At 61.6% G+C, this 26,939-nt stretch carries 23 protein-coding genes; 6 read left to right on the plus strand and 17 right to left on the minus strand.

Translation table 11 applies throughout. The features are described from left to right. Positions 1 to 291 precede the first annotated feature (291 nt). Positions 292 to 606 (plus strand): hypothetical protein, encoded by a 315-nt coding sequence (locus J2Y90_RS18200; RefSeq protein WP_253501391.1) that lies wholly within the window; start codon positions 292 to 294, stop codon positions 604 to 606. A gap of 13 nt (positions 607 to 619) precedes the next feature. On the opposite strand, the gene galE (J2Y90_RS18205) is transcribed toward J2Y90_RS18200, so the two are convergent. Continuing rightward, complete coding sequence (gene galE / locus J2Y90_RS18205) at positions 620 to 1,645, minus strand: UDP-glucose 4-epimerase GalE (protein ID WP_253501395.1); 1,026 nt, start codon at positions 1,643 to 1,645, stop codon at positions 620 to 622. Between the two features lie 318 nt (positions 1,646 to 1,963). Between galE (J2Y90_RS18205) and J2Y90_RS18210 the strand changes: the two genes are divergently transcribed. The 4 genes from J2Y90_RS18210 to J2Y90_RS18225 are packed head-to-tail and all read left to right on the plus strand — an operon-like array spanning position 1,964 to position 7,246. Further along, complete coding sequence (locus tag J2Y90_RS18210) at positions 1,964 to 3,133, plus strand: glycosyltransferase family 1 protein (protein ID WP_253501398.1); 1,170 nt, start codon at positions 1,964 to 1,966, stop codon at positions 3,131 to 3,133. After that, positions 3,121 to 4,293, plus strand: a complete 1,173-nt coding sequence (gene glf / locus J2Y90_RS18215) for a UDP-galactopyranose mutase (RefSeq protein ID WP_253501401.1) — start codon at positions 3,121 to 3,123, stop codon at positions 4,291 to 4,293. Before J2Y90_RS18210 ends, glf begins: the two co-directional genes overlap by 13 nt. Continuing rightward, positions 4,290 to 5,489 (plus strand): beta-glucosidase, encoded by a 1,200-nt coding sequence (locus tag J2Y90_RS18220; RefSeq protein ID WP_253501404.1) that lies wholly within the window; start codon positions 4,290 to 4,292, stop codon positions 5,487 to 5,489. The genes glf and J2Y90_RS18220 overlap by 4 nt, the downstream gene beginning before the upstream one ends. Further along, the gene (locus tag J2Y90_RS18225; RefSeq protein ID WP_253501407.1) at positions 5,486 to 7,246 is read left to right on the plus strand and encodes an ABC transporter ATP-binding protein; all 1,761 of its coding nucleotides are present in this window, start codon (positions 5,486 to 5,488) and stop codon (positions 7,244 to 7,246) included. The genes J2Y90_RS18220 and J2Y90_RS18225 overlap by 4 nt, the downstream gene beginning before the upstream one ends. Positions 7,247 to 7,254: 8 nt before the next feature. Here J2Y90_RS18225 and J2Y90_RS18230 read toward each other — a convergent pair whose 3' ends face one another. The 14 genes from J2Y90_RS18230 to rfaH all read right to left on the minus strand — a co-directional run bounded on the left by J2Y90_RS18230 (position 7,255) and on the right by rfaH (position 23,867). Beyond that, positions 7,255 to 8,733 (minus strand): family 16 glycosylhydrolase, encoded by a 1,479-nt coding sequence (locus tag J2Y90_RS18230; protein WP_253501410.1) that lies wholly within the window; start codon positions 8,731 to 8,733, stop codon positions 7,255 to 7,257. A 30-nt stretch (positions 8,734 to 8,763) separates the two neighbouring features. Further along, entirely contained in the window at positions 8,764 to 9,819 is a 1,056-nt protein-coding gene (gene galE, locus J2Y90_RS18235; RefSeq protein WP_253501413.1) for a UDP-glucose 4-epimerase GalE, read from the minus strand. 31 nt (positions 9,820 to 9,850) lie between these two features. Further along, positions 9,851 to 11,269 (minus strand): oligosaccharide flippase family protein, encoded by a 1,419-nt coding sequence (locus J2Y90_RS18240; RefSeq protein WP_253501416.1) that lies wholly within the window; start codon positions 11,267 to 11,269, stop codon positions 9,851 to 9,853. Between the two features lie 16 nt (positions 11,270 to 11,285). Then, positions 11,286 to 12,215, minus strand: a complete 930-nt coding sequence (locus tag J2Y90_RS18245; protein WP_253501419.1) for a glycosyltransferase family 2 protein — start codon at positions 12,213 to 12,215, stop codon at positions 11,286 to 11,288. After that, positions 12,209 to 13,516 (minus strand): O-antigen ligase family protein, encoded by a 1,308-nt coding sequence (locus J2Y90_RS18250; RefSeq protein WP_253501422.1) that lies wholly within the window; start codon positions 13,514 to 13,516, stop codon positions 12,209 to 12,211. Before J2Y90_RS18250 ends, J2Y90_RS18245 begins: the two co-directional genes overlap by 7 nt. Before the next feature lies 1 nt (position 13,517). Further along, the gene (locus J2Y90_RS18255) at positions 13,518 to 14,624 is read right to left on the minus strand and encodes a glycosyltransferase (RefSeq protein ID WP_253501425.1); all 1,107 of its coding nucleotides are present in this window, start codon (positions 14,622 to 14,624) and stop codon (positions 13,518 to 13,520) included. Beyond that, positions 14,621 to 15,700 (minus strand): glycosyltransferase, encoded by a 1,080-nt coding sequence (locus J2Y90_RS18260; protein ID WP_253501428.1) that lies wholly within the window; start codon positions 15,698 to 15,700, stop codon positions 14,621 to 14,623. The genes J2Y90_RS18255 and J2Y90_RS18260 overlap by 4 nt, the downstream gene beginning before the upstream one ends. 11 nt (positions 15,701 to 15,711) lie before the next feature. Beyond that, complete coding sequence (locus J2Y90_RS18265) at positions 15,712 to 16,419, minus strand: WecB/TagA/CpsF family glycosyltransferase (RefSeq protein WP_253501431.1); 708 nt, start codon at positions 16,417 to 16,419, stop codon at positions 15,712 to 15,714. After that, a complete protein-coding gene (locus J2Y90_RS18270) occupies positions 16,416 to 17,774 on the minus strand; it encodes a UDP-glucose dehydrogenase family protein (protein ID WP_253501434.1) in 1,359 nt (452 codons plus the stop codon). The genes J2Y90_RS18265 and J2Y90_RS18270 overlap by 4 nt, the downstream gene beginning before the upstream one ends. A 46-nt stretch (positions 17,775 to 17,820) precedes the next feature. After that, positions 17,821 to 19,212 carry an undecaprenyl-phosphate glucose phosphotransferase gene (locus J2Y90_RS18275; protein ID WP_253501437.1) on the minus strand — a complete coding sequence of 464 codons (1,392 nt, stop codon included), beginning with the start codon at positions 19,210 to 19,212 and terminating at the stop codon, positions 17,821 to 17,823. 66 nt (positions 19,213 to 19,278) lie between these two features. Continuing rightward, entirely contained in the window at positions 19,279 to 21,588 is a 2,310-nt protein-coding gene (locus J2Y90_RS18280; protein WP_253501441.1) for a GumC family protein, read from the minus strand. A 2-nt stretch (positions 21,589 to 21,590) separates the two neighbouring features. Then, entirely contained in the window at positions 21,591 to 22,124 is a 534-nt protein-coding gene (locus tag J2Y90_RS18285) for a polysaccharide biosynthesis/export family protein (RefSeq protein ID WP_253501444.1), read from the minus strand. A gap of 12 nt (positions 22,125 to 22,136) precedes the next feature. Continuing rightward, positions 22,137 to 23,297 carry an outer membrane beta-barrel protein gene (locus tag J2Y90_RS18290; protein WP_253501446.1) on the minus strand — a complete coding sequence of 387 codons (1,161 nt, stop codon included), beginning with the start codon at positions 23,295 to 23,297 and terminating at the stop codon, positions 22,137 to 22,139. A gap of 51 nt (positions 23,298 to 23,348) precedes the next feature. Next, on the minus strand, positions 23,349 to 23,867 hold the full coding sequence (gene rfaH / locus J2Y90_RS18295) for a transcription/translation regulatory transformer protein RfaH (protein WP_056785643.1): 519 nt from the start codon (positions 23,865 to 23,867) through the stop codon (positions 23,349 to 23,351). Between the two features lie 684 nt (positions 23,868 to 24,551). On the opposite strand from rfaH, the gene J2Y90_RS18300 reads away from it, so the two are divergent. Further along, entirely contained in the window at positions 24,552 to 25,526 is a 975-nt protein-coding gene (locus J2Y90_RS18300) for an NAD-dependent epimerase (protein WP_253501450.1), read from the plus strand. A gap of 1 nt (position 25,527) precedes the next feature. Here J2Y90_RS18300 and J2Y90_RS18305 read toward each other — a convergent pair whose 3' ends face one another. After that, a complete protein-coding gene (locus tag J2Y90_RS18305) occupies positions 25,528 to 25,737 on the minus strand; it encodes a hypothetical protein (protein ID WP_227974429.1) in 210 nt (69 codons plus the stop codon). Further along, positions 25,712 to 26,923, minus strand: coding sequence for an MFS transporter (locus J2Y90_RS18310; protein WP_253501453.1), 1,212 nt, complete (start codon positions 26,921 to 26,923; stop codon positions 25,712 to 25,714). Before J2Y90_RS18310 ends, J2Y90_RS18305 begins: the two co-directional genes overlap by 26 nt. Positions 26,924 to 26,939 lie beyond the last annotated feature (16 nt).

A 26,939-nucleotide genomic window follows, 5' to 3' on the forward strand; every position in this document is an offset into this window, starting at 1 on the left:
CTGTTTGTTCGGGCAACACTTGGTCAAGGACAGAAATCACTGTTTCTGTACCGGCTTATCACCTTCGGCTGAATAACGAGTTGTACTTGTGCTCGCCTGGGCCTCGAACTTTTTGAATGAGCATTCGGGCGATGGTTTTACAGAATATTTCGCAAGCTGACGAACGGTTGAACTAGCGAAACGGCGCGCGCAGATCAGCGAGCTATGCTGAAAATGCCTCTCGGCAAACCGCTGATCTTTGCGCGGGAGGGTGGGTTTTTGAAAAGAGCAAGTTGAGTCCAGGAGTACGACATGTTCATACGCGGTGAGATCTACAACAAATGGAAGGCAACGCAGAAACCAGAAAAATGCCACACGGAAGAAGTCGAAAACGGTTGCCACATCGAAGTCAGGGCGCGCGAGGCTGATGACGGCGACGTGGAAATGTTCATCAGTGTCTACACCGCGACCGGCGAATGTGCATACGAGCGCATCAGGAAATTGCCCGGCGTCGAGTGGGAAGTCGAAGACGCGCTCAAGCGCGGTATCGATCAGGCAGAACGAATCGCCGGCGGCGAGTCGGGACGATTGACGTGTGCGGACGCGCACGGCCACGACAATGAATGACCGTGCGCAACGTTCAATTGGCCTGGCGCACGTCAACCAGCCCGCGCTGATTGCATTGCCAGCGCCAGGCATCGGCGAGCATGCACGGCAGTGAACGGCTCGCCTGCCAGCCCAATTCTTCGAGGGCTTTTTGCGGGTCCGCCCAGCAGCGTGCGATGTCGCCCGGACGCCGCGCTTCAATGCGCAACGGAATCTTGATACCAGTGACCTGTTCGAAAGCGCTGACCACCTCAAGCACCGAATAGCCGCGCCCGGTACCGAGGTTCCAGATGCTCATGCCATGGCGATCGCGCAGGGCATCGAGTGCGCACACATGCCCGAGCGCGAGGTCGACCACGTGCAGATAATCGCGAATGCCGGTGCCGTCCGGAGTCGGGTAATCGTTGCCGAACACTGACAGCTGCGCCCGCTGCCCACTGGCGACTTCCAGCAAGTAGGGCAGCAAGTTGTTTGGCGTGCTGGTGGGCGCCTCGCCGAGCAGGCCGGAAGGATGCGCACCGATCGGATTGAAATAGCGCAGCAGGCCGATCGACCAGCGCGGATCGGAGCTGGCGACACTCTTCATGATGTTTTCCGACATCAGTTTCGACATGCCGTAGGGATTGGTCGGCTGGCCGGTGGCGCAGTTTTCGTTGATCGGCAGGGTGGCGCAGTCGCCGTAAACAGTGGCCGATGAACTGAACAACAGGTGGAACACCCCGGCCTGAGCCATGGCCTGGCACAAGGTCAGGCTGCCGCCGACATTGGTGTCGAAATAGCGCAGGGGTTCACGCACGCTTTCACCGACGGCTTTCAACCCGGCGCAATGCACCACGGCATCGATGGGGTAATCGCGGAAAAGGTTATCGAGCAGTCGTCGATTGCGCACATCGCCCTGAATGAACTCCGGCCGTTTTCCGGCCAGGGCACTGATGCGCTCGATCGCTGCGCGCTGACTGTTGCACAAGTTGTCGAGGATCAATATGTCCTCGCCGTTGCCCAGCCATTGCAGTGCGACGTGCGCACCAATGTATCCCGCACCACCGGTAATCAAGATCATGCGCCCGCCCTCACAAGTGCTGCCATCGGCCGATGGCTTTGTGCATGGTTTCGAGGCGCCTGCGCGGCGGCAAAACCATGTTTTCCTGAACGGTAGGGGATGGATTGTCCGGCGAGTTCAACTTCGTTTGCCGGCCGGTATGTGCAGTTCATCGGCTGCGCTCAAGGTTGGGCTGAACGACGTGTGAACGCCGCTATTCCAACTTTCAAGAGCCTTACGGCCTCATCGAGAAATGCCCTGCACTTGCAGTGCCGACAAGTGAGACGGCCCGGTGGCTCGGCACTGTGTCGACTTGTTTTCCTTGATGAGGAATTGGCCATGAACCTTGCAGAACAACCCGAGGCGCTCGCACTGGCGAGTGCGCAGAATGCTCTCGAAACATCCCTCCAGGTGCGGCCCACGCTGGTGTGCCTCTCGCATTTGCGTTGGGGCTTTGTCTATCAGCGGCCGCAGCACGTGATGTCGAGACTGGCGAAACACTACGACGTGGTGTTTTTCGAAGAGCCGGTATTTATAGAAGACGCCACGCCCAGACTGGAACTCTCGAATCCGGCGGCGGGGATAGAAGTCGCGGTGCCACAGTTGCCGATCGGCATGGGCGGCGAGGCAATTGAACAGGCGCAGAGGCAATTGCTCGATGAGCACCTCGCCGGCCACGTTCAGGGCGATCTGCTGCTGTGGTACCTCACGCCGATGAGCTTGCTGTTTACCGAGCACCTCGACGCGCGGGTCACCGTCTATGACTGCATGGATGAACTGTCCGCCTTCATGGGCGCGCCCGCGCAATTGCTCGACATGGAACGGCAACTGCTGGCCCGCGCCGACGTGGTGTTCACCGGTGGCTACAGCCTGTGGGAGGTCAAGCAGCGCCAGCACGGCAATGCCTATCCGGTGCCGAGCAGCGTCGACATCGCCCATTTTGCGGCGGCGCGGCAGGCATTGCCGAAACCGCCGGATCAGGCCGCGATAGCGCGGCCGCGTCTGGGCTTCTTCGGTGTGATCGACGAACGCTTCGATATCGAACTGATCGAGCGCGTGGCGACGATGCGCCCTGACTGGCAGATCGTGCTGATCGGGCCGGTGGTGAAGATTGATCCGCAGACGCTGCCGCAACGGCCGAACATTCATTATCTGGGTGGCAAGCAATACGCCGAGCTGCCGGACTACCTCGCTGGCTGGGACGTGGCGCTGATGCCGTTCGCCCTCAATGCGTCCACGCGCTACATCAGCCCGACCAAAACCCCGGAATATCTGGCCGGTGGCTGCCCGGTGGTCTCGACGCCGATTCACGACGTGGTCAGCGGCTACGGCCAGAGTGGTGCGGTGTTCATTGCCGACACTGCCGAGGCTTTTGTCGAGGCGATCGAAAAAGCTTTGCCACTCAAACGCACGCCGGAATTTCTGCAGTGCGCCGATGCCGCCATCGCCGGCATGTCGTGGGATAACACCAGTGGCTTCATGCAGGAGCAGATCGAATGCCTACGATAAGCCTCGAGGCGGCAAAGTCCTGCCAGTCCTACGACTACCTGATCGTCGGCGCCGGGTTTGCCGGCAGTGTCATCGCCGAGCGTCTGGCCGAAGGCCTTGGGCGCCGAGTCCTGCTGATCGACCGGCGCCCGCACATCGCTGGCAATGCCTACGATCACCACGACGCCGCCGGGGTGCTGGTGCATCGTTATGGCCCGCACATCTTTCACACCAACGCCCAGCGCATTGTCGACTACCTGTCGCGCTTCACTGAATGGCGACCTTACGAGCATCGAGTCCTCGCCCAGGTCGATGGCCAGCTGGTGCCGATTCCGATCAATCTGACCACCCTGAACACGCTATATGGATTGTCGATGTCCTCCGAGGACGCCGAGGTGTTCCTTGCCGAACGCGCCGAACCGGTGGCGTCGATTCGCACCTCTGAAGACGTGGTGGTCAATCAGATCGGCCGTGAACTCTACGAGAAATTCTTCCGCGGCTACACGCGCAAGCAATGGGGGCTGGATCCCTCGCAGCTGGATAAATCGGTGACCTCGCGCATTCCGACGCGGACCAGCGAAGACGACCGCTATTTCGCCGACACCTTCCAGATCATGCCCACGGCCGGTTACACGCAAATGTTCGAACGCATGCTCGATCACCCCAACATCGATCTGTTGCTCAGTACGGATTTCAAGGCTGTGCGCGACGAGGTGAAGTACGCGCATCTGATCTACTGCGGTCCGATCGACGAATACTTCGATTTCCAGTTGGGCCGCTTGCCGTACCGGTCCTTGCGCTTCGAGCACCAAACCCTCGAGCAGGAGCACTATCAACCGGTAGCGGTGGTGAATTATCCGCACCCGGACGTGCCGTACACGCGCATCACCGAATACAAGCACCTGACCGGCCAGACGCACCCGTGCACCAGCATTACTTACGAATATCCATGTGACGACGGCGACCCGTATTACCCGGTGCCCCGGGCGGAAAATGCCGAACTGTACAAACGCTATCGCGCACTCGCCGAGCAGACGCCGAACGTCACGTTCCTTGGGCGGCTGGGCACCTACAAGTACTACAACATGGATCAGGTGGTGGGGCAGGCGCTGGCTCTGTATCGGGATATTCAAGCGGCGAACGCACCCACTACTGCTGCAACCGAGATCGATGCTTCATGACCGCGCAGCCGAAAGGCGACGAACCCGAGCCTGGCGCGGGCGCTCCTTCGATCTTCAGCAGCTTCGTCATGGCCGGTTTCGAATGCTCCAGTCAGCGCCGCCAGGATGGTCGGCGCCTGGACCTGCTGGCCGACACCGGACACGCGCGCTGGGTGGACAAGGATTACCAGCGACTGAGCGGGTTGAACATTCGTTGTGCCCGCGACGGCCTGCGCTGGCACCTGATCGAACGCAGCCCTGGCCGCTACGACTGGAGCAGCTTCGTGCCGATGCTCAAAGCGGCGCAAGCGCAGCAGGTGCAGGTGGTTTGGGATCTGTGCCATTACGGTTATCCGGATGACCTGGATTTCTGGCGCCCGGCATTCGTCGAGCGCTTCGCCCGTTTCGCCGCCGCTGCAGCGAAGGTGATGATGGACGAGGGCGTCAGCGTGCCGTTCTACTCGCCGATCAACGAGATGTCGTTCTGGAGTTGGGCGGGGGGCGAAGTCGCGTACTTCAACCCGACCGCCCGCGGGCGCGCGCAGGAACTCAAGCATCAACTGGTGCGGGCGAGCATCGCTGCGATCGAAGCGATTCGCCAACAGGCGCCCAATGCTCGGTTCGTCCAGTGCGATCCGTTGATCCATGTGATCGCCGGCTCCAGGCGCAGCGACGATATCGAAGCGGCCGAAGCCTATCGGCTGTCGCAATTTCAGGCGTGGGATCTGCTCACTGGCCGTGAATGGCCCGGCCTGGGCGGGCAGGAGCATTACCTGGATATCATCGGCGCCAATTTCTATGCGCATAACCAGTGGTATTACCACGGCCGGCGGATCCTTCGCGGCGAGCGCGATTTTCGTCCGTTGTCAGGCATGCTCAAGGAACTGCACCAGCGTTATCAGCGGCCAATACTGATCGCCGAAACCGGCGCGGAAGATGAAGAACGCCTGCCGTGGCTGGCTTACATCCTTGAGCAGACGCTGCTGGCGCTCGAACGTGGTGTGCCGGTGCAGGGGATTTGCTGGTATCCGTTTCTCGATTATCCGGGCTGGGATAACGGCCGGTATTGCCCCACCGGCGTGTTTGGCTACCCCGACGGCGAGGGCGAGCGCGCGGCCTTTCACCCGCTGCACGTCGAGCTGGCGCAGGTGCCCGAGCGGGTTGCTGCCTGTTTGCGCAGGGTCAATGGCGGGCATATTGAGGGGCGGGGGAGATGAACTTCCAGCAGATGCGCGATGAGCCCTTGCCGGCGTCAGCCGCTGCCTTCTTATGGCGCTACATCAGAATTCGCCCGGCGCACTTCGTCGCTATGGTCGCACTGGTGATGGGCGCGGCGTGCTGTGCGGTGGTGGTGCAGTACGGCATGAAACTGCTGGTCGATGCCATGGCCGCCGGGTCGGCGGCGGATCAGGTGTGGCACGCGTTTGGCCTGTTCATGGCGTTGATCGTGATGGAAAACCTGCTGTGGCGCCTCGGCGGCTGGGTCGGCTGCCACACCATCGTCGGCAGTTGCGCCGATTTGCGCGTGGACCTGTTTCATCACCTGACCGGCCACCCGATGCGCTATTTCAAGCGGCACTTCTCCGGTTCGCTGGCTAATCGCGTCTCGGCGATCGGCGCCGCTGCCGACAAGGTCTATGGCGGGCTGACCTGGCGCATCGTGCCGCCGTGCGTGGATTTCATCGGCGCCGTGGCTTTGCTGTTGGCGGTGCACGGGGCGATGGCACTGGCCCTGGTCGGCTGCGTGATCGTGGTCGCCGCGCTGATCACCGTGTTCGGCGTACGCGGCCGCAGCCGGCACATTGCTTTTGCTTCGCAGTCGGCGCGGGTCGGTGGCGAGATTGTCGATCTGGTCTCTAACGTCTGGACGATTAAGGCCTTCTCCGGCCGCCAACGTGAACGCCTGCGGCTTGAGCGCGAGATCGGCATCGAGGCCGATTCGCACCGCAGCAGTTGGATGTACATGGAGAAGGCGCGGGTGCTGCACGACATCTGCCTGACCGTGATGGCGGGGGGCATGCTCGGCTGGGCGATCGTGCTCTGGCGAGCGGGGCAGATCACGGCGGGCGATGTGGTGATGGTCAGCGCGTTGACCTTTCGCATCCTGCACGGTTCGCGCGAACTGGCGCTGGCCCTGGTGGAAACCAGCCAGCAGATGGGCGTCATCAGCGAAACGCTGGGCATCGTCGCCCAGCCCCACGAACTCAGCGACACCTTGGAGGAACTGGCACCGACGCGCGGGCACATCAAGATGCTCGACGTCGGCTATGCGTACCCGGACGGGCGCAAGGTCTTCGAGCATTTTTTTCTGGATATTCCCGCCGGGCAAAGCGTCGGCATTGCTGGCACTTCGGGCTCGGGCAAATCGACCTTGCTCGGTTTGCTGCAACGGCTGGATGACGTGCGCAGCGGGGTGATCCTGATCGATGACCGCGACATCCGCTCGGTCAGTCAGGACAGCTTGCGCCGACAGATCGCCGTGGTGCCGCAAGAGCCGACGCTGTTCAATCGCAGCATTCTGGAAAACATCGGCTATGGCCAGCCGTACGCCACCGAGCAGCAGATCATCGAAGCCGCGCGCCAGGCGTTTTGCGACGAATTCGTCCAAGCGCTGCCGCAGGGTTATCACACCCCGGTCGGTGAGCGCGGGGTGACCTTGTCCGGTGGCCAGCGCCAGCGTCTGGGTCTGGCGCGGGCGTTTTTAAAAGACGCTCCGATCCTGATTCTGGATGAGGCGACCTCGGCACTGGATTCCGATTCCGAAGCGATCATCCAGCGTGCATTGAGCAACCTGATGCGTGGCAGGACAGTCCTTGCGGTGGCCCACCGGCTCTCGACCATCGCCAACTTCGACCGGGTGCTGGTGCTCGAGGACGGCGAGATCGTCCAGGACGGCACGCCGCAGGAGTTGCGCGAGAGTCAGGGACGGTTCCGCACGCTGTGGCAGATGCAGGCGATGGTGCACAACCGTTGAACGCGGGCCTATTGCGCTGAGCGGGTCCAGACCCTGACGTAATCGATGCGAAATACCGACGGCAGGTCAGCATCGTCGACCACGCCGAACCAGTCCCACATCGCTTCACTGTCGAAGACGATTTGCATGGGGAAGTGCCAATAGGTGTTCTTCGCCTCTCGCACCAGCACGCCGTCGACATACCAGCGCAACGTCTCGGGTTGCCAGTCAAAGCCGTAGACATGAAAGGTATTGGCCAGCCGCCACGGTGCAATCCATGTGCTGCCGGAACTCAGGTGTTGATCATTCTGCGGTCTGGCCCAGACATGGGCGTTCATGTTGTACCGATAGTCGAACGCCTCGTTGCGGGTTTTGCCGCCGATCTCGAAAATGTCGATTTCCGTGGCGTTGTCCGGCAGCCCGGTCCACGCCAGCCAGAACGCACTGGAACCGGCGGAATTCATCGGTTTCGCCCGGGCTTCGTAATAGCCGTACATTCCGCGTTCGTTGGTGCGCACCATGGCCGAGCTGTAGTCCTTGTAGCCCATGGCGACATATTTTTCCGGGAGGGTCTGCTTGCGGAAAGTGATGTTCAGATTGCCGCTGCCGACCTTGGCGTTCTCCGGCAAAAACAGCGCCGGTTTGCGCCCGAGGGAATCGGTGCCGGTGGCGTTGTTGACGTGCCAGCGCTGGGCATCGAGGGTGCTGCCGTTGAATTCGTCGGACAGCCGCGTATCGAGCTTCCAGCCGCCGGCGTTGGCCTGATCCGACAACGGCAGATCTGGCGTAACGTGCGCCGGGGTCGGGCCTAACGGGCCAACCCGGGTCCACGCATCGGCCTGCTGCGGAACCACGACCGCCCATTTTTGCGCCAGGTAGTCGAACACACTACGGCGTTCGTCCTGGTTGCTGAATTGACGGTCATACACCAGCACTTCGGCGATGTCGCCGCGGAGGATTTCCGAGGTACCCACCACGTTGCGCGCCACCGCGAACGGACCGATCGGCACGTCACTGGTTTCCAGCAGCGCCAGCGCCGGATCGTAGGCGCTGGTCTGCTGCACGCTGATGCCGAAATTCGGCGCGACGTTGTCGTTGTCCGCCAGTTGCGGGCGGGAGCTGAACAGTCGCTGCCAGGCTTTGCCGCCGGCCTGCTCGGGCAGGCGCCGCGAGACGACGAACACTGTCACCGGGCCCTTGGTGGTGCGAATCGCCTGGCCCATGAACGCCGCCGTGCCGCTGAAACGCACCACGCCATGGCCGTTGAGCGCGTTGTCGACCCGCGTCGGCAAAGTCGTCGCCGCGCGATTGTCGACGGTGACTTCATTGCCCTTGCCGGACTTGTCCAGCCAGCGCACGACCTGGTTTTGCCCCTCCAGTGTCATCGAGGCCGGATCATTGCCGTCGAGCCACAACACCAGTCCTTCAGTCACTGGTCCTGGAATATTGGCGCTGACGCCAGCGCTTAGCAGCAGCCAGACAAACAGTAAATATCGTGATCTGTTCATGAGTCGTCCCTAACGTGAATTTGCCCCGGTTCAAGTGCCCACCGCCAGCAACGGCGCGGGTTGCGGGCGGTAGCCCCATGGGTTGCTGGTCTGCCAGCGCCAACTGTCGATGAGCATTTGCGTCAGCTCGCGTTGCGCGCGCCAGCCCAGCTCGCGCCCGGCCTTGCTCGCATCGGCGCGGCATTCAGCGACATCACCGGCGCGACGCGGGGCGAAGCGGTAGGGGATGCGCAGACCGGTGACGTCTTCGAAGGCGCTGATGATTTGCAACACGCTGTAGCCGGTGCCGGTGCCAAGATTCCAAACGTGCAGGCCATGCTCGTCGCCCTGCAAAACCTCCAGCGCTTTGAGATGACCAGCGGCCAGATCCAGCACATGGATGTAATCGCGAATACAGGTGCCGTCGACGGTCGGATAATCGTTGCCATAAACAGTCAACGCCGCGCGCTGGCCGCTGGCAACCTCGGTCAGGCACGGCAGCAGATTGTTCGGCCGACCGTTGGGCGCCTCGCCGATCAGCCCGCTGTCGTGCGCGCCGATCGGATTGAAGTAACGCAGCACGGCGATGTTCCAGCGTGAATCGGCGAGGGCGAGGTCGCTGAGCAACTCTTCGATCACCAGCTTCGAGCGCCCGTAAGGATTGGCCGGTTTGCCGGTGCCGTGATCTTCGACGATCGGCATGCGGGCCGGCTCGCCGTACACCGTCGCCGATGAACTGAACACCAGATTGAACACGTGGGCGCGGGCCATCGCCTGACACAGGTTCAGCGTGCCGACCACGTTGTTGGCGTAGTAATCCATCGGTCGACGCATGCTTTGCGCGACCGCTTTGAGACCGGCGAAATGCAGCACCGCGTCGATCGCGTAAGTGCTGAAAATCTCCTCCAGCAACGCCGCGTCGCGGATATCGCCTTCGATGAAATCGATGTGCGAATGACTCAACAGCTCGAGCCGTGCGATGGCCTCGCGGCTGCTATTGCACAGGTTGTCGAGGATCAGAACCGAGCGTCCGGACTCGATCAACTGCAATGCCGTGTGCGAACCGATGTAGCCGGCACCGCCCGTGATCAACGTGGTTTTGCGCATGACGACGTGCTCCATTGCGAGGAAATCCGGCTCAGCGGGCGGTGAACACCAACTTGAATTCTTGCGGCCAGCGCGGGTGCAGCAGGCTGTAGGCCAAGGCGTAGGTCAGCGTGCCGATGGCGATGTCGCCCGCCAGGTGCGCATAACCGGACAGGCCGGTCTGCCGCGACAGCCACATCACCACCACGACCATCACGACAGAGGCAAGCAGGCTGCGGTAACTGGACTGGAAGAAGCTGCGCCAGTCGTAACCGATGGCGGCGTGCAGGCCGCGCACCTGCAATGGCGTGATCAGCAGCATGCGCAGCAGCAATGCCAGCGCCGCCGCCATGCCGCCGTAGCTCGCCCCGAGCAGATACACCAGCGCCAGCGCGAGCAGGGTGGTGGCGACTTCGGCCTTCAGTGTCAGATGTGTGCGATTGACCGCTACCAGCGCAGTGGTCGCATACAGCGCCAGATTGCCCAGCGCCGCCGTGCAGGCGAGCACTTGCAGCAACGGAATCGCGTCGGCCCATTTCGCGCCGAAGATCAGCTGGATGATGTCTTCGGCGGTCAGGGCGATGCCGAAAAACAGCGGGGTCAGCACGAAGCCGCTGATTGCCGTGGAATCGCCGATGACGCCGATGAGCCGCGCCGGTTCGGCACTGCGCCGGGCGAACACCGGCAGGGCGTAGCTCATCAAGCCGTTGTAGATCGCCGAGCGCGGCAGGTCGATGATGCGCATCGCCAGGTTGAACATGCCCACCGCGTGCGCCCCGGCAGTCAGGCCGAGAATCAGGTTGACGCCGCGTTGCAGGGTTTGCGAACTCATGACGTTGACGCAGACCGGGAGGCCGGCGCGCAGCAGTTCGCCCAGTACCTGGCGGTCGATCAGCAAGGGAATGCGCCGACGCTCGCTGCGCATCAGCACCAGCGTGGAAATGCCGTCCATGATCAGCGCCTGCGCGACCACCGCCCACGGACCGAAACCCAGCAGCGCAACAGCCACGCCGCCAACCCCGCCAGCCACTTTGCCGAGCAAGGTGCGCGAGGCCAGCAGCTTGAAATTGCCGCTGCGGCGCATCTGTGCCACATACACCCGGGCCATCAGGGTGAAGAGGATTTTCACCGAGGCCACGGCGGTCATCCAGCGCAGCGCGGTGGACGGCGTATACAGCACGACCGCCAACGAGATCACCGCAATCGACAACAGACTGACCAGCACCGCAAACCAGAACACGCTGCTGATGTGTTTGTCTTCCATCCGCTGCAGGCGCACCAGCGGGTCTTCGAGCATCGACGAGAACAGAATGCCCACCACTTCGACCACGGCGATGATCAGCGTGCCGATGCCCAGCTCGGTCGGCGTCAGCAAATGCGCGTAGACGACAAAGGTAATCATCGACAGGAAAATCAGGCCGAACTTCTCGGTGAAAATCCATACGAGGGTCATCAGGCGACGGTTGGCCATGGCGCGATCCCTGAATTCAGCGGCTGTTGCCCAGGCTTTTCAAGCAGGCGTAGAGGTAGCGCAGGGTCGGTTTGCCCTGGGAGAAAAACAGCGTCTGCCACGAATGTCCGAGCATCTGCCGGAACACCTCGATGACCCGTGGGTGATCGCCGCGCCGGGAAAACGCATTGAGAAACTCCGCGTGATTGGCGAGGACGAAATAGATCCGCTGCTGCTTGTTCAGCCGGGTGCCGTAGCGCGCCAGGTACAGCTGAATGAAACGCAGCTTGTGCGGGTAATACTTGTGCGGTTGCGCGGTGATGTTGGCGGCGTTGACGGCGCGCCAGTGCAGGATCTGCGGCACGCTGTGGATCTCGCTGATTTCCGCGATGCGCGTCCACAGCAGACGATCCTCGGCGAAGCGCAGGCTCTGATCGAAGCCGCCAATGGCGACGATGATTTCGCGCAGGGCGAGTACGCCGGAGGTGCCGTTGATGATGTTTTCGCGCATGAAATCGGCAAAGTGGTCGCCGTGTTTGCAGCGGTCCTCCAACTGGCGTTTGCCGTCACTGAATTCGCTCATCTGAAAACAATCGATCAGACCGACCTTGCGCCCCTGGTGGCTCAGTTCGGCGTGCAGGGTCAGTTGTTTTTGCAGTTTCTCGGGATGCCAGCGGTCATCGGCATCGAGGAAGGCGATGAAGGTTTCCTCGGCACTGAACACGCCGCGATTGCGCGCACTGGCCGGGCCTTGGTTGGGCTGCTGCAACAGCACGATGGGAAAAGGCGCGGCGTACTGCTTGACGATCTCTGGCCCGGCATCGCTGGAACCGTCATCGACGACGATGACTTTGTCCGGCAGCCGGGTTTGTGCACTCACCGAATCCAGCGTGCGTTGGATGCTGGCGGCGGCGTTGTACAGCGGAATCACCACGCACACGGTGACGGCCGAGGGATCATTCAGCATGGGCGTTGCTCCCTGAAAGTGGTACGCATCGGCCGAGCGCTGGGGACTGGCAGCGGCTGCGTACGGGCGACGAGGTGGTGGCGGAAGGTCAGGCTGAGCACGCAGAAAATCAGGAACTCGCCCGAGCGATAGTTGGGGATCACATAGGCGACGTAATTGGTGACCACAAACAGGCCGATGATCACCAGCGCACACGCCTGATAGCGCGCCGACTGATCCGCCGTGATCGCCCGATAACGCTTGCTCAGCGTCTGGGCAAACATCAGCAGCAGGGCAATCAGCTGAATCAGGCCGCCGTTGAGCAGGGTTTCGACGTAGCCACTGTGGGCATTGCCGATGTAGCCCCAGCGGGTAATGAACGCATCGGCATCGGCGCTGGCCCAGAACGCGCCGAAGCCGTAGCCCTTGAGAAATTGCGCATCGATCAGCGGCTGCAACAGCTCCCAGATCAACGTGCGGTCAGTGAGTGACGGGTCGCGGCCGACCAGTTCCAGCAGCATGGCGTAGTTGGCGTAAAGCACCCCACACAAGAGGAAGAACACCAGCGTCGCGGCGGTGAAGGCCAGCAGTGAGCGGTTGATGCGCAAGCGGATCAGGGTGATGAAGTAGGCGTAACTGGCGGTGCCGGCGACGATCAGCGCAATCGCCGTGGCCGACTGCGCCAGGCCAATGGCGATCAGCGCGAACAGCCCGTAGAGGATTGCCAGCGGGTTGCGTTGGCGGATCATCGGCAGCAGCAACAGGATCGCGATGGCGTTCAGGCGTGCGCCGGCGTTCTTTTCCGCGAACACGCCGCGAAAGGCACCGTCACGGATGCCACCGGAAATGAAGGCGATGTCCGGGCGAATCACGGCGAAGATCAAGCCGACCAGCGCCGCCGCACCGATCACGCAACCGAACAGAAAAGCGATCCGCTCGATGCTGTAGCGCCAGGCAATGAAACCGGCGAAGAACACTACGCTGAGCAGCGCGACGAAACGCTTGAAGCTGAGCATCGGCTCGCTCGACCAACTGATCGACGCCGCCACGCAGCCGAGAAACAACAGCAAAAACAGGTTCTGCCGGTAGAAGCTCTTGCTGAGAAAAACCTTGTGACGGATGAAAAAGAACAGCGGCACCAGCAAGGTCAGCAAGCCACAGACCTGATTGGCCAGATTGCCTTCCAGGTCCTGCTGCGCATCGTCCAGCGTGCTGACATTGCCCAGGCGCAGAAAGAAGCCGATCACTTGCGTATAGAACAGCACGCCAAACAAGGTGAAGGCGTCGGCCAGCGTCGAATAACGCACTTGCAGGCGGTTCATCTCAGCGCCTCCCGAGTAACGCCTTGAGGTAGGTCTGCACCGCGCGAGCGCTGACAAAGCGCGCGGCAGCATCGATGCGCCGCTGGCGATGCAGGGTTCGTGGCGCGGCCATTTGTGCGCTGATCGCGGCGGCGAGTGCGGCGGGATCGTCAACCTCGACCAAGGGCGCGACGGCGCCATCGGCGAGAATTTCCTGCGGGCCATACGGGCAGCGTGTCGCCACGACCGGCGTACCGGTCGACAAGGCTTCGACCAGGGCGTTGGGGCTGCCTTCGAAACGCGACGACAAGACGAAACAGTCAGCCCGGGCGATTTCGGCGATCGGATCACTGGCGTAACCCGGTAGATCGCAACGCTTTGCGACGCCGAGCGCTGCCGCTTGCGCCAGCAATTCGCTGCGCAATGCGCCTTCGCCGAAGATGATCAGCCGCGCATCGCCTTGCGGCAGACGGGCGAAGGCGTCGATCAGGGTGTCAAAACCTTTCTGCTGCGCCAGCCGACCCACGGCGACGATCACCGGGGTGGTTTTGTCCTTCAACCAGGGATGGCTGGGGGCGGCGGCGGGTTTGTCGCGAAAATCGTTGTCGAGCACCGGGTTGTCGGCAGTGGTCACGTCGCGCGGACGGGCGATGGTGGTGTCGACCAGATCCTCGGCAACGCCTTGCGACACGCAGATCACCGGGTTGGGAATCAGCCGATACAGCCACGGCGCCAGCCAGTAGGCGAGCTTCACCGAAAGCGCCGGGTTGACGTGCTTGTCCCGCGAGAAGGCATTGCGCTCGCTGACATGCAGCCGCGCCAAAGTCCCGGACAGCGCAGCGGCGGCAATTGCCACGACGTTGACGTGGGTGAGGGCGGCCAGTTGCGCGTCGTATTGATTGCTGCGCAAAAAACGCGTCAGCGCCGGCACCGCCGCTGCGCTGCGCGGACTGTCGAGCAGCACTTGCCTGACCCGTGGGTCGAGCGCCGGTTGATTGATGCCGGCACCGGTGAGCATCAGCAACGTGACTTCGTTGCCGGCTTCAACCAACGCACCGGCGAGGCGCACCATCATTTTTTCAGCGCCACCGGCGCCGAGGTCCTGGAGGATGATCAGCAGTTTTTTCATCGGTTCCACACCTGGTAATAAGCCTGAGCGGCGTACTGGCTGGTATAGGGCTGGATCGCTTCCCTGACCGAGCGTCGGGCCGGCGTCGCGGGTTCGCGGCTGGCCAGACTGTCGAGCAGCGCCTCGGCGAGGGCCGGTACATCGTTGACCTTGACCAAGCGCCCGAGGCGTCCGTCGTCGAGCAACTCCCGCGGCCCGCTGCCGCAATCGCTGGAAATCACCGCCGTGCCCAGCGCCAGCGCCTCGACCAGCACCGTCGGCAAACCTTCGTGCAATGAGCTGAGCACCAACACCTGCGCATGGCGAATCAGCGGATAGGGATTGCGCAGATGCCCGGTGAAATGCACCAGACGTTCGATGCCCAGTCGTTGCGCCTGCGCTTCGAGCTCCGCGCGCAACGGGCCGTCGCCGGCAATCACCAGATAGGGCAGCGTGCGCTGTTGCGCTGCCAGCGCATAGGCTTCGAGCAACAGATCGAAGCCCTTGGTTTCCACCAGTCGGCCGATCCCCAGCCAGTAATGATGGGGCACACCACCGGGCAACGGTGCTTGTGCCGCATGCAACAGTTGCTCGCTGATCACCGCGTTCGGGCAATAACGGATGCGCGGCTGGCCCCAGGGCATCAACCCGGCAAGCGACTGGCGCAAACCGTGGGACACCGCGACCACCTTGCCGCTGCCGCACAGATACAGCGCGTACAACAGGCGCAGACTGGCGCGCCCGGTGTTCTGCTCTGCGCAATCCAGTGCGGCGTGGCGGGTGTAGATGACTTGGCACGGACTGCCCAAGGTGGCGAACCAGGTGCAGAGATTGGCCTGCTCCTTGGCGCCGATCAGATGCGTCACGCCTTCGCGAAGAATCAAGCGGCGCAGCAGCACGATCGATTTCAGCCAGCCAACGAGGCCGCCGCCGCCACCGGCAAGGCTTGGCGCGCCGTCGACGTTGGGCGAGTCGCCGTTCATGACGAAAAAACTCACCCGCCGGCCGTCCGCCAGGAACTGCTCGGCGAGGCGTTGCTGCACGCACTCGACGCCGCCGCCAGTCTGGTAATCCTTGAGCGTGAACAGAATATGCATCGGCACAATCCTCATGGGGCGGTGACATTGATCGCCACTTGCTGGCGCAGAATCAGTTCGGTCAGGCGCAGGGCATTGCTCGGGTAGTCGAGCAGGTAACGCTTGATCGTGTGCGGCTCGCGGTACATGCGGTAGAAAGCGCGCAGGTGCAGGCGGTTGATGGCGTCGGGGTAGTAACGCTCGCTGGCATTGGCCTCCTGACGAATGAAACCGCCGCAGGTGAACGCCACGCCGCTGAAGCCACCGCGCAGCGCATCGAGGACAAAGCGCTCCTGCAGCCCGGCGCCAAGGCCGACCAGCAGCAGATTGGTCCGCTGCCGGCGGATGTCAGCCTGCAGCGCCGCGCCTTGCTCGGCGTCGAAGTAACCGTTGTGCGCGCCAACCAGCTGCAGGCGCGGGTACTGCGTGCCGAGTTTTTCGACGAAACGATCAAGCTCCGCCTGCCGCGCGCCCACCACATAGACACGTTTGCCGCGCTGCTCGGACTCGCGCAACACCGGATCGGCAATCGAGGTGAAATCGAAACTGACCCGCTCCACCGCGCGCCCGGTGATGCGCGACATGAACCCGGACATCAGCATGCCGTCGCAGAAATACGCCAGCGACGGCGGCGGCTGGCGGATGAAACTGCCGATCGAGGCGAAGTTGAGGAAGGAGAACGCCCGGTTCGATTCCAGCAGCGCCGGCGAATAACGATTCAGCAATTCCAGGCGGATCATGACGCGAGATCCTGTGCTTCGGCGGCGCAGGTCGGCCGGCCGACGCTGATGTAGGTGAAGCCGCGCGCGCTGAGGCGTTGCGGATCGAACAGGTTGCGGCCATCGAAGATCAGCGGGTTTTTCAGCTGGCGCGCGAGCAGCTCGAAGTCCGGCGCGCGAAACGATTGCCACTCGGTGACGATCACCAGCGCGTCGGCATTTTTCAGCGCCGCCTCTTTGGTCCCGGCCAGGGTCAGGTCGTCGCGCGGGCCATAAAGCTGTTGGGCCTGTTCCATGGCTTTCGGGTCGAACGCCTGCACGCTGGCGCCGGCACGCCACAACGCCTCCATCAACACGCGGCTGGGGGCTTCGCGCATGTCGTCGGTGTTGGGCTTGAAGCTCAGACCCCACAGCGCAAAGGTTTTGCCTTCCAGCGCACCGTTGAAATGATCGGCGATCTTGTGGAACAGCGTGCTTTTCTGCTCGTTGTTGCGCGACTCCACCGCGCGAAGCAGGCGCGCATCGATGTCGACGCCGTGGGCGGCATGGATCAGCGCACGCACATCCTTGGGAAAACACGAACCGCCGTAACCGATGCCGGGATAGATGAACTGGTAGCCGATGCGCGGATCCGAGCCGATGCCATGGCGGACCATTTCGATATCGGCGCCGAGCTTTTCCGCGAGCCCGGCCATTTCGTTCATGAAGCTGATCTTGGTCGCCAGCATGCAATTGGCGGCGTACTTGGTCAGCTCGGCGCTGCGCACGTCCATGACGATGATTTTTTCGCGGTTGCGATTGAACGGCTCGTACAGCTCGCGCATCACCGCTTCGGCGCGGGGGCTGTCGGTGCCGATGATGATTCGGTCCGGGCGCATGCAGTCGTCGACCGCGCAGCCTTCCTTGAGGAATTCCGGGTTGGATACCACGTCGAAGGTCAGCGCAGCGCGGCCGCTTTCGGCGAGGATGGCGTTGATGCACTCGCGCACCCGATCCGCCGTACCCACCGGCACCGTGGATTTGTCGACGATGATCTGCTCGCCGCGCAGGTGCTCGCCGATGGTACGGGCGACGCTCAGCACATGTTTGAGATCCGCTGAACCGTCCTCGTCCGGTGGGGTGCCAACGGCGATCAACAACACGTCGCCGTGCTTTACCGCAGCGGCCAGATCATTGCCGAATTGCAGGCGACCGCTGTGATGGTTTTCCCGCACCAGACTTTTCAGCCCCGGTTCGTAAATGGGCAGGCTGCCGTCGTTCAAGGCCTGCACCTTGGCCGCGTCGACATCCACACACAGCACGTTGTGGCCGACCTCGGCCAGCGCGGCGCCCTGGACCAGTCCGACATAACCGATACCGAATACACTCACATTCATGGGAAAACCTCATGCGCGGTGGGGTGGGCCAGAGCGCTGGCCGCAGTCAGTAGATGTTTTTCGAGAACAGGGTGAAGGGCGTCTTCAGGAGGATCTTGATGTCCAGCCACAGCGACCATTGATTGATGTAATTGAGGTCCTGGGCGACCCGGCGCTGCATCTTCTCCACGGTCTCGGTTTCGCCGCGGTGCCCGGTGATCTGCGCCAGGCCGGTGATGCCAGGCTTGAGCCGATGCCGCGCCATGTAGGCGCGCACCTTGCCGGTGTAATAGATGTTGTGGGTGACTGCGTGCGGGCGCGGCCCGACCAGCGCCATGTGCCCGAACAGCACGTTGAACAGTTGCGGCAGTTCGTCGATGGAGCTGCGCCGCAGAAAGCGTCCCAGCGGCGTGACGCGGTCATCGTCGCGGGTGGCCTGACGCACTTGCTGATCGTCGTGCACGCGCATCGAGCGAAACTTCCACACGCGGATCACTTCGCCGTCGCAGCCATGGCGGTTCTGCTTGAACAGCACGGGCCCCGGCGACGTCAGCTTGACCGCAATGGCCACGCCGAGCAGCAGCGGGCTGAGCAGCATCAGTGCCATCGCCGCGACGCTGCGTTCGAACAGGTCCTTGCAGAACAGGCTGCCGGGGTGCGAGGTGAGCAGGCTTTCGTTGAGATAGATCGCCGGCATCCGCTCGATCTCGGAGATCGAATGATTGAGCAAGACCATGCTGCCCAGATCCGGAATCCACACCACATCGACATTCATGTCGAGCAGGTTGATGTACAACGCTTCGATGGTCGCCGCCTCGGCCATCGGCAGCACGATGTATACGCGCCGCGCCTGCAAGCGGGTGATGATTTCGCGAATGTCCTCAACCTCGCCCAGCAGCGGCAGAATGCTCGGCGCCGGGCCGCTATCGGCTTTTGCCGCGACAAACCCGAGCAGCAGCGCGCGATCCGGGTCGAGGAGTTTGCGCGCCAGCTCATGGGCGGTCGGGCAGGTACCGATGATCACCGCGCGGCGTTCGTTGCAGATCATCTTGGTGTACATGCGCACGAACAGATGCAGCGGCAGAAACGTCGCCGCTTGAGCGAGGAAACCCACCACCGCCCAGACAATCACCACCTGCCGGGAAAACAACGCGCTGGTCTGGGTGACGAAGGCGATGCTCATCAGCAGCGCGAGCAAAATCAGCCAGCCAGCGAGCAAGCGTCCGAGCCCGACCAGCAGGCCATGACGTTTGTGATAGACCTGGACGAGGCTGTAGACCGGCATCGAGCCGAGCACGGTGAGAATGATCAGCAGCCGGTATTCACTGGGCAATGCGCCGATGCGCAACTGCACCAGCACGATCAGCAACAGGTTGACCAGGGTCATTGCGCACAACCATTGCCCCCAGAAAGTGAGGCCGCGACGCTGTGCCATTTGCGCGGAATATTGCGAGGTCATCGGCACGATCTCCGATTCATCGAACAGGGAAGGGATGGCTGCTGCCGGGCGGCACGGCCCGGAGGATCAGCGCGGGGCGAAGTCGTAGTCGTAGAAGGAACGGGAATGGCCATGGCCGTACTTGCGCGCCTTGCGCAGATCGACTTGGTTGAGCACCACGCCGAATACCGGCGCCTGGCTCTGCTGCAACACGGCAATGCTTTTGCGCACCTGGCCGACCGGCGTGCTCTGCGCCTTGACCACGTAGATCACCGCGTCGGAATGCTGGGCCAGCAACAGCGCGTCACTGACGATTTCCGCCGGCGGCGAATCGATGATGATGTGCCGGTAGCGCGACTTGAGAATCTGCAACAACCGGCCGAGGCGTGGCGAACTGAGCAGATCCTGCGCGGGGGCCACGGCGTTGCTCGAACTGCTCGAGGCTTTCAGTCGTGGTGCGTCGAACGGATCCAGCATAGACGGCGCCAGGCAGCCGGCCGGAAGCATGTCGAGATTGCCGACGCTGCGAATGCAGTCTTCCAGCCGCGCGGTGCCGGCCATCAGGTTGGCGAGGCCGGGGCTCTCTGGCGGGAAATCGAAGTTCAGCGACAGCGTCGGCTGCCGCATGTCGGCATCGATCAGCAGCACCCGTTCCAGCGGCGCCAGCGACGAAGCGAGATTGTTGGCAATGGTGCTCTTGCCTTCGCCAGACACCGAGGATGTGACCAGCACCACCTGCGCCGGGCGCTCGTTGTTTTGCAGCATCAGCCAGGTGCGCAGGTTGCGGATGGTTTCGCAGAAGCGCGGGTGATCGTTGTCTTCGAACAGCCGCGCCAACTGCCGACGGCTCTTTTTCATCACCAGCGGCACCACGCTGAGCAGCGGCACATTGAGCAGGCTTTCGACGGTGTCGTCGGTCTTGAAGGTGTTGCTCAGCGTGTCGAAGAGGAAGGCGAGGGCGACGCCGACCACCGCAGCGACCAGCGCGACAATAGCGAGGATGAGGTTCTTGCGCGGTTTGCTCGCTTCCAGCGGGGCGATCGCCGGGTCGACGATGCGCGCCTTGGCCGAATCCATGTCCGAGGTGGCGGCGGTTTCCTTGAGGCGGGTGACGAAGGTTTCGTACAGCGCCCGGGTGCTGTCGACTTCACGCTGGAATTCGCGCAACTGGAATTCCTTGCGCGAAATGTCCTGAATCTGCGCCTTGTTGCTGTTGAAGGATTTGCGCAACGCGTCTTCGCTGGCCACCGCCAGTTGATACTGGCGTTCGATGCCGGCGACCACTTGCTGTACCTGCAGCCGCAGGCTGTTGGCCGCCGTACGTTGTTCGGAACGGGCGGATATCAGCGCCGGGTGTTTGGGCCCGTAGCGGCCCGACAACTCCTCGACTTTGGCCTGGGCCTTGGCCAGGTCAGCCTGGAACTGCTGAATCAGCGGGTTGCTCAGCACCGCCGGCACACTCGACAAGCGACTGATGTCGCCATTGCTCAAGGATTGCGCCTGACGGAACTGGCTCTCCGCTTCGGCGCGATCGCGGCGTGCATCGATCATGCGATTGCCGGTCATTTGCAGTTCGTTGGCACTGATCGTCGCGACACCGTCGACATCGACCAGACCCTGTTCTTCGCGATACCCCTGCAGCTTGTTTTCGGCCACGCGCAGGTTGTCGCGCAACTCGACCAGGCGGGTGTTCATCCAGCTGGTGTTGTTTTGCGAGGACTTGAGGCTGGTGTCCTGCTGGCTGTCGATGAAGCCTTGGGCGAGGGCATTGGCCACCGCCGCGGCGAGGGCCGGGTCGGGCAGTTCGACGTCGATCTCCAGCAACTGACTCTTGCCGACAAACTTGACGCTGGTGTGCAGCATCAGGTTTTGCGTGACGTCGTTGAACACCTGCTCTTCAGTTGCTGGTGGCTTGGGCGGCGGCAGCAGATCCAGCCATGGCAGCCATTGGTCACGATTGAGCTCTGCCAGCCATTGGCGCGGGGTAAACCAGCTCTGCGCCTGCTGGCGTGGATCGGTGATCGGATTCGTGGTGAGGCCGAGTTTACGCACGGCGCGCTCGGCCAGCTCCCGCGATTGCAGCAGGGCTTGCTGGGTCTGCAAATAATCGGTGGTGGTGGCGCCACCTGATTCGGCGGCTTGCTGAAAACTCATGACGGGCGGCGTCTTGTCCTTGATCAGCAACGTCGCACTGCCGACGTACTGCGGCGTGATGAACGACAACACCGCCACGGCCAGCGCGCAACTGAGCAGCACCAGCCAGGCGATGTTCCACTTCGCCGACCAGACCACCCGCCATAGGTGGAGCAGATCAAGGGTGTCCGACTCATCGGCCGCTTGCGTTTGCGAGTGGCTCTGAAGCGGACGTTCGAGGTAAGTGCTTGGGCTGTTGTCCATGATCAGAAAAAGCCTTGTGCAATGGAAATGGTGTCGCCGGGGGCGATGACGGTGGTGCGCGAGATGTTTTCAGTGACCGGCGGGCCGCCGCTGCCGCGCAGAATCGTCACGCGTTTCATGGAGGCGCGTTCGGTCAGGCCGCCACCCAGGGCGATGGCTTTTTCCAGGGTGAGTCCGGGCTGGAAGGGGTAGCTGCCGGGCTTCTGCACTTCGCCATTGATGTAGAACGGGCGGTATTCGATCTGGCTGAGGCTGACTTTCGGATCGACCAGATAGCCTTGCTTGAGGCCGTCGACGATCTTCTGTTCGACCTGATTGGGCGTCAGGCCCTTGGCGACGATTTCGCCGAGAAACGGGTAGGAGAAGGTGCCGGCGTCATTGAGGCGGATCTTCTTGAAGCTCAGTTCCGGCTCGCCGAACACAGTGATGCGCAAGACATCGCCGGCGGCCAGGCGGTAATTGGTGTCGGTGTCCGCCGCCTCGACCGTGGGCACTGTCCAGAGCAGCAACAACAGTAAAATCAGGCGCGTGTGCATGGCCCAACCCTCCTACAGACTGACGTCGAAAGTGATCTGGAAAACATTGCGGGTGAAGCTTTCGTTGTCGGCATTGGAGTCGTTGTCGCGGTGGCGATAGGCGACTTCGACGTCCAGCCAGCGGCGCATTTCGTAAATCACGCCGAGTTTGTAATCCTGCAGATCGTCGCTACGGTCCTGGCCTTCGTAGACGTAATGGCCCATGCCGACTTCGGCAACGCTGGTGATGCGCTCGGTCCAGCCGTGGCGCCAGCCGACCTGAGTGAAGGTGGCCTTCACCGCGTCGGAACCGTCATCGCCCTCGGCCATGGCCTGGCGGGCGAGAAAGGTGAAGGTCGAGTAGGTGCGCGGCTTCCACGCCAGATCCACTTGCCAGGTCGGGTTGCTCAGATCGTCGGAACCGCTCTGGTCGAAGTTCTTGCGCTCGTAGCCGACACGCAATTTGCCGGTGGTTTTCGCCGTCATATCCCACTCGGCCCCGGCCAGCACCGCATCGGAGCGACTGCTGCGCGGGCTGTTCGATTGCAGGTAGTCGAAGCGGGTGTGGTCGTATTCGAGCAGGCCACGGGTCTTGCTGCCGAGGCGGTGATACCAGGTGGTGGTGAGGTTGCTGGTGTTGCGCTCCTTGTCATCGTTGATGCCGTCGGCGTTGTCATAGCGCAGTTGCGCGTAGCTGGCGCCGAGGTCGATCTGGTTCAGCGCACTGCGCGCACCGAAGGTGTAGACGCCGCCGACGCGCTTGCTCTCGATCTTGTCGTTGATGCCGTCGACGGCGGTCGAGGTGGTGCGCTCGTATTTGCGTGCCTCGGCTTCGAGTTTCAGCCGATGCCGGTCGGTGAACTCCATGATGCTGTCAGCGCGCAGACGCTGGGCGGTGTTCGAAGCGTCCGAGGCACTGTGATAGATGTAGCGGGTCGGTTCCCAGATCACCCGCGTAGCGCTGTTGCGATCCTCGGCCTTGAGCTCGAAGGCCGGCGCCAGGCGGGTGACCATGGTTGACTCGACGTCGTGTTCGACTTCGCGGAAGTTGTCGTCGTAGCTTTCCGACAAGGCGAAGGTCGGGGTGAAATCGAAGCCGTAGACATTGATCGCTTGCGGCTCAACGCTCCAGGCGGCTTCGGGGGCGCAGCAGGCGACGACTAAAACCAGGGAACAGCGAGGCTTCAGAGCCATGGATCACGCTCCTGATAGAGGGGGTCGGTGTCAGGGCGAAGCGGATCCGGACTATTGTCGCTGGCGTTCGAGGTAGCTCAGCGGGACGCTGACGTGCTGTTGGCGGTTGAGGAAATTGAGCAGGATCATCACCCGCTCATCGCCCTGCATGGACAGGAACACACCTTCGAGCGGGGACAGTGGGCCTTGGACGATCTGCAACGGTTCGCCAGGCTTGAGCGTCGGTTCGGCGGGAAAACCGATCGACTCCTGGCTGCGTTCACGCAATTGTGCGATCACGTCTTCATCGACCCGGGCCGGCACATGGTTGAATTCAACGATGCGGCTGACACCGCGGGTCGAGCGAATCGGCGCCCAATTATCGTCACGGCTCAACTGAATGAACACGTAGCCGGGGAACAGCGATTCCAGGGTTCGTTGGCGTTTGCCACGAATACTGCGCTCGCTCATCAGCTGCGGCCGAAAGGTCGAATAGTTCTGTTGCTGCAGATTGAGTTGTGCCCGTTCATCCTGGCGGGGCTTGCACTGCAATAAATACCAGTTAGAACCGTTGCGGCAAACCGTTAGCATGCTGGAGTACTCCATACATAGCGATCGTTTAAGCAAGGCGGCCGATAACGTGGGACGAGCCGTCATGCTTGCTAGTAGGTAGTAGGCTGATCAAGGCAAAGTGCCGAGCCAGATGCATCAATGTTTATTGGCAGAAGAAGTGTTTCAAAAATGAATCAAGTTAGGTGAGTTGTTGTTATATCCATGGCCGTCTTGGCTATAACAAACCGGCGGCTTTTGTTTAGGCAAAGCTACCGCACGGTTCGCAGTTGCGACCTTCAGGATCCAATTACATAACTAACCCGAGAGGCGTAAAGTGCACAGGGGCGCCGGCGCTTCGGGCAGTGATTAGTTATCGGCCAGTCTTCGCAAGCTGTCAATTAATAACAGTCAAAAAGACTGCCTTTCATCCGCTGATGATGGCCATGTTCTGTAAGTTACTGGTTTGAAAGGGTGAAATCTATTCGTCGGATTTTTTAAACTTTTCGAAGTTATTGTAGTCGTCTAGCTTAGATGGCATGCGTGATAGCAAATTAGTTTCAATCTTACATCTTTCGATTCGTAAGAAGTTCGCGGTTTAACTGCCTTGCGTCGGATGCCGCTGGCCTCGTTAACTATGGTCGTCTATGAATAGTTGGCGTATTTGCAGGTAGATGTTCTGCGGTGCGTAACCCCTTAAATGCAAATCGATGTGCCGAGGCGATCATGAGTGTTCTGGTAACGGGCGCAGCAGGATTTATCGGTTATCACACGGCCATGCGTTCAAGTCGCGAGGGGTTTTCGGTCGTTGGCGTCGACAATCTGAATCCTTACTACGACGTCAAACTCAAACAGGCGCGGCTGCACAGATTGCAAACGCTGACCAATTTCACTTTCCAGCAGTTGGACATCGTCGACCAGGCGGCATTGACTGCGCTGTTCGAACAGGGGCGATTCAAACAGGTCATTCACCTCGCCGCGCAGGCCGGAGTCCGCTACTCGCTGGACAATCCCGACGCCTACGCGCAATCGAATCTGGTCGGGTTTCTCAACGTCCTCGAAGCCTGCCGGCATCATCCGCCGGAGCACTTGGTCTACGCCTCAAGCAGTTCAGTGTATGGCGCCAACGCCCGAATGCCGTTTCGCGAAGACGATCAGGTCGATCAGCCGGTGTCGTTGTACGCCGCGACCAAACGCGCCAACGAACTGCTCGCGCACAGCTACTGCCATCTCTACGGATTACAGGCTACCGGCCTGCGCTTTTTCACCGTGTACGGCCCGTGGGGTCGACCGGACATGGCGCTGTTCAAATTCACCGAGGCGATGCTGCAAGGGCGCGCCATTGACCTCTATAACCAAGGCGAAATGGCGCGGGATTTCACCTATATCGACGACATCGTCGAAGCGATTTTCCGCTTGCTCGACAAACCGCCCGCGCTCAGCGACGAGCGCGGCACCAACCGCCTGTTCAATATCGGCCGGGGTAGTCCGGTCGCGCTGATGAGCTTCGTCGAATGTCTGGAGCAGGCATTGGGCATCAAGGCGCAACGTCGCTATTTGCCGATGCAGGAGGGCGATGTGCTGAAAACCTGGGCCGACGTGTCGGCGCTGGCACGCTGCATCGACTTCAGCCCGCAAGTGCCGATCGAGCAGGGCGTGCAGGCGTTCGTGCAGTGGTATCGCGAGTTCTATCAGCTCTGATTCAGTGCAGGGTGACGGCCCTGCGACTTTCCCCGATGCGGATCCGGTCGAGGGCGCGGTTCAGCGCATCCAGTGCATCGAGCAACGCCTTGGCCTCGGCTTCACGCCCGTCGCCCCACAGACGCTCGGCCATTGTGTTCAAGGCCAGAATCGCCCGCTCGATGTCGGCTGCGCTGGCGGTGTCGTTACTGGCTGGTGGTTTCTTCGGCATTCAGGGTTCCTCGGCGATCGGCAAACCACCATACCGCCAAGGCGCCGAGCAATATAGTCAGCACGGCCAGAATGACGATAACGCCTTGTGTGCCCAACGCTGTGGCAAACACCGCCACCAGCAAACCCGCCAGAGGCTGCGACAGATTATTCAGCAAGGTAATCACGCCAACGGTCTTGCCGAAATCCTTGGGCGGAATCACGCGTTGGCGAATGCTGCGCATGTAGATGTTGAACATCTTGTCGAAGCCGACGATCAACAGAAATCCCAGTACATAGCCACTGAGGTGCGGACTGAGGGCACTGATCAGGGCGCCGACGGCGATCATCGTATAGGCAATGCCTCCAAGCACCCTCTGCGGCAACTCGACCCGGGAGAGAAAAAACAGGATGACGATAGTGGTCACCGCGCCGGCGGCTTGCAGCCCGGCGTAAGCGTCCTTCCCCGCACTGTATTGACCCAACACCATGGCGGCGGAGGTCGCCAGTGTGACGCCGACAATCAGATTGACGCCGACCGCCAGCATGATGATTTTTCTCAGAGCCGCCAGTTCACGTATATGCCCAAACGCAATGCGTATTGGTTGGAGCCAGATGTCCTGATGCTGTTCGAAGGTTTCCAGCGTGATCCGGCTGACGCGTTGCCACACCAGCATGCCCAGGTCGGCCAGAAAAAACAGCCCTGCGACCCACAGCACTACCCAGTGCCACGCCCAGATTTCCAGTAGCAGAGCAGCGACCAGCGGCCCGAGCACCAGCCCGGTCTGATCGGCGATTTGCGAATAAGACAACGTCTTGGTGTAGCTGTAGTGCTTGAAGACATATGGCAGCAGCACCTCACGGGCCATGATGCCCTGCGTGGTGAGTACCCCGCACACCGCCGAGAGGACCACCACCCAGGCAATGCCGCCGAACAAGGCATACAAAGCTACCGCCAGCAGACAGAGCACGGCTCGGTAAACCTGGCTGAGGTGAAGGATTCTGATCGGCGAAAATTTGTCGCACAGAGCACCGCAGACCGGGAATGCGAGAAAACGTGGGAGCGATTCGACGAAAAACGCCAGCCCTGCCCAGGACGCGCTGTTGGTGGTCTGGAAAACCACCAGCGGCACGATGAACAACAGAATCTGGTCGGCGAGTCGGGAGAGGAAAAGGGAGGTGAAGAAAGCCAGGTAATCCTTGCGCACGGTGAACTCCTTGTTC

Source organism: Pseudomonas koreensis (assembly GCF_024169245.1).
In the GTDB taxonomy this organism is placed as follows: domain Bacteria; phylum Pseudomonadota; class Gammaproteobacteria; order Pseudomonadales; family Pseudomonadaceae; genus Aquipseudomonas; species Aquipseudomonas koreensis_F.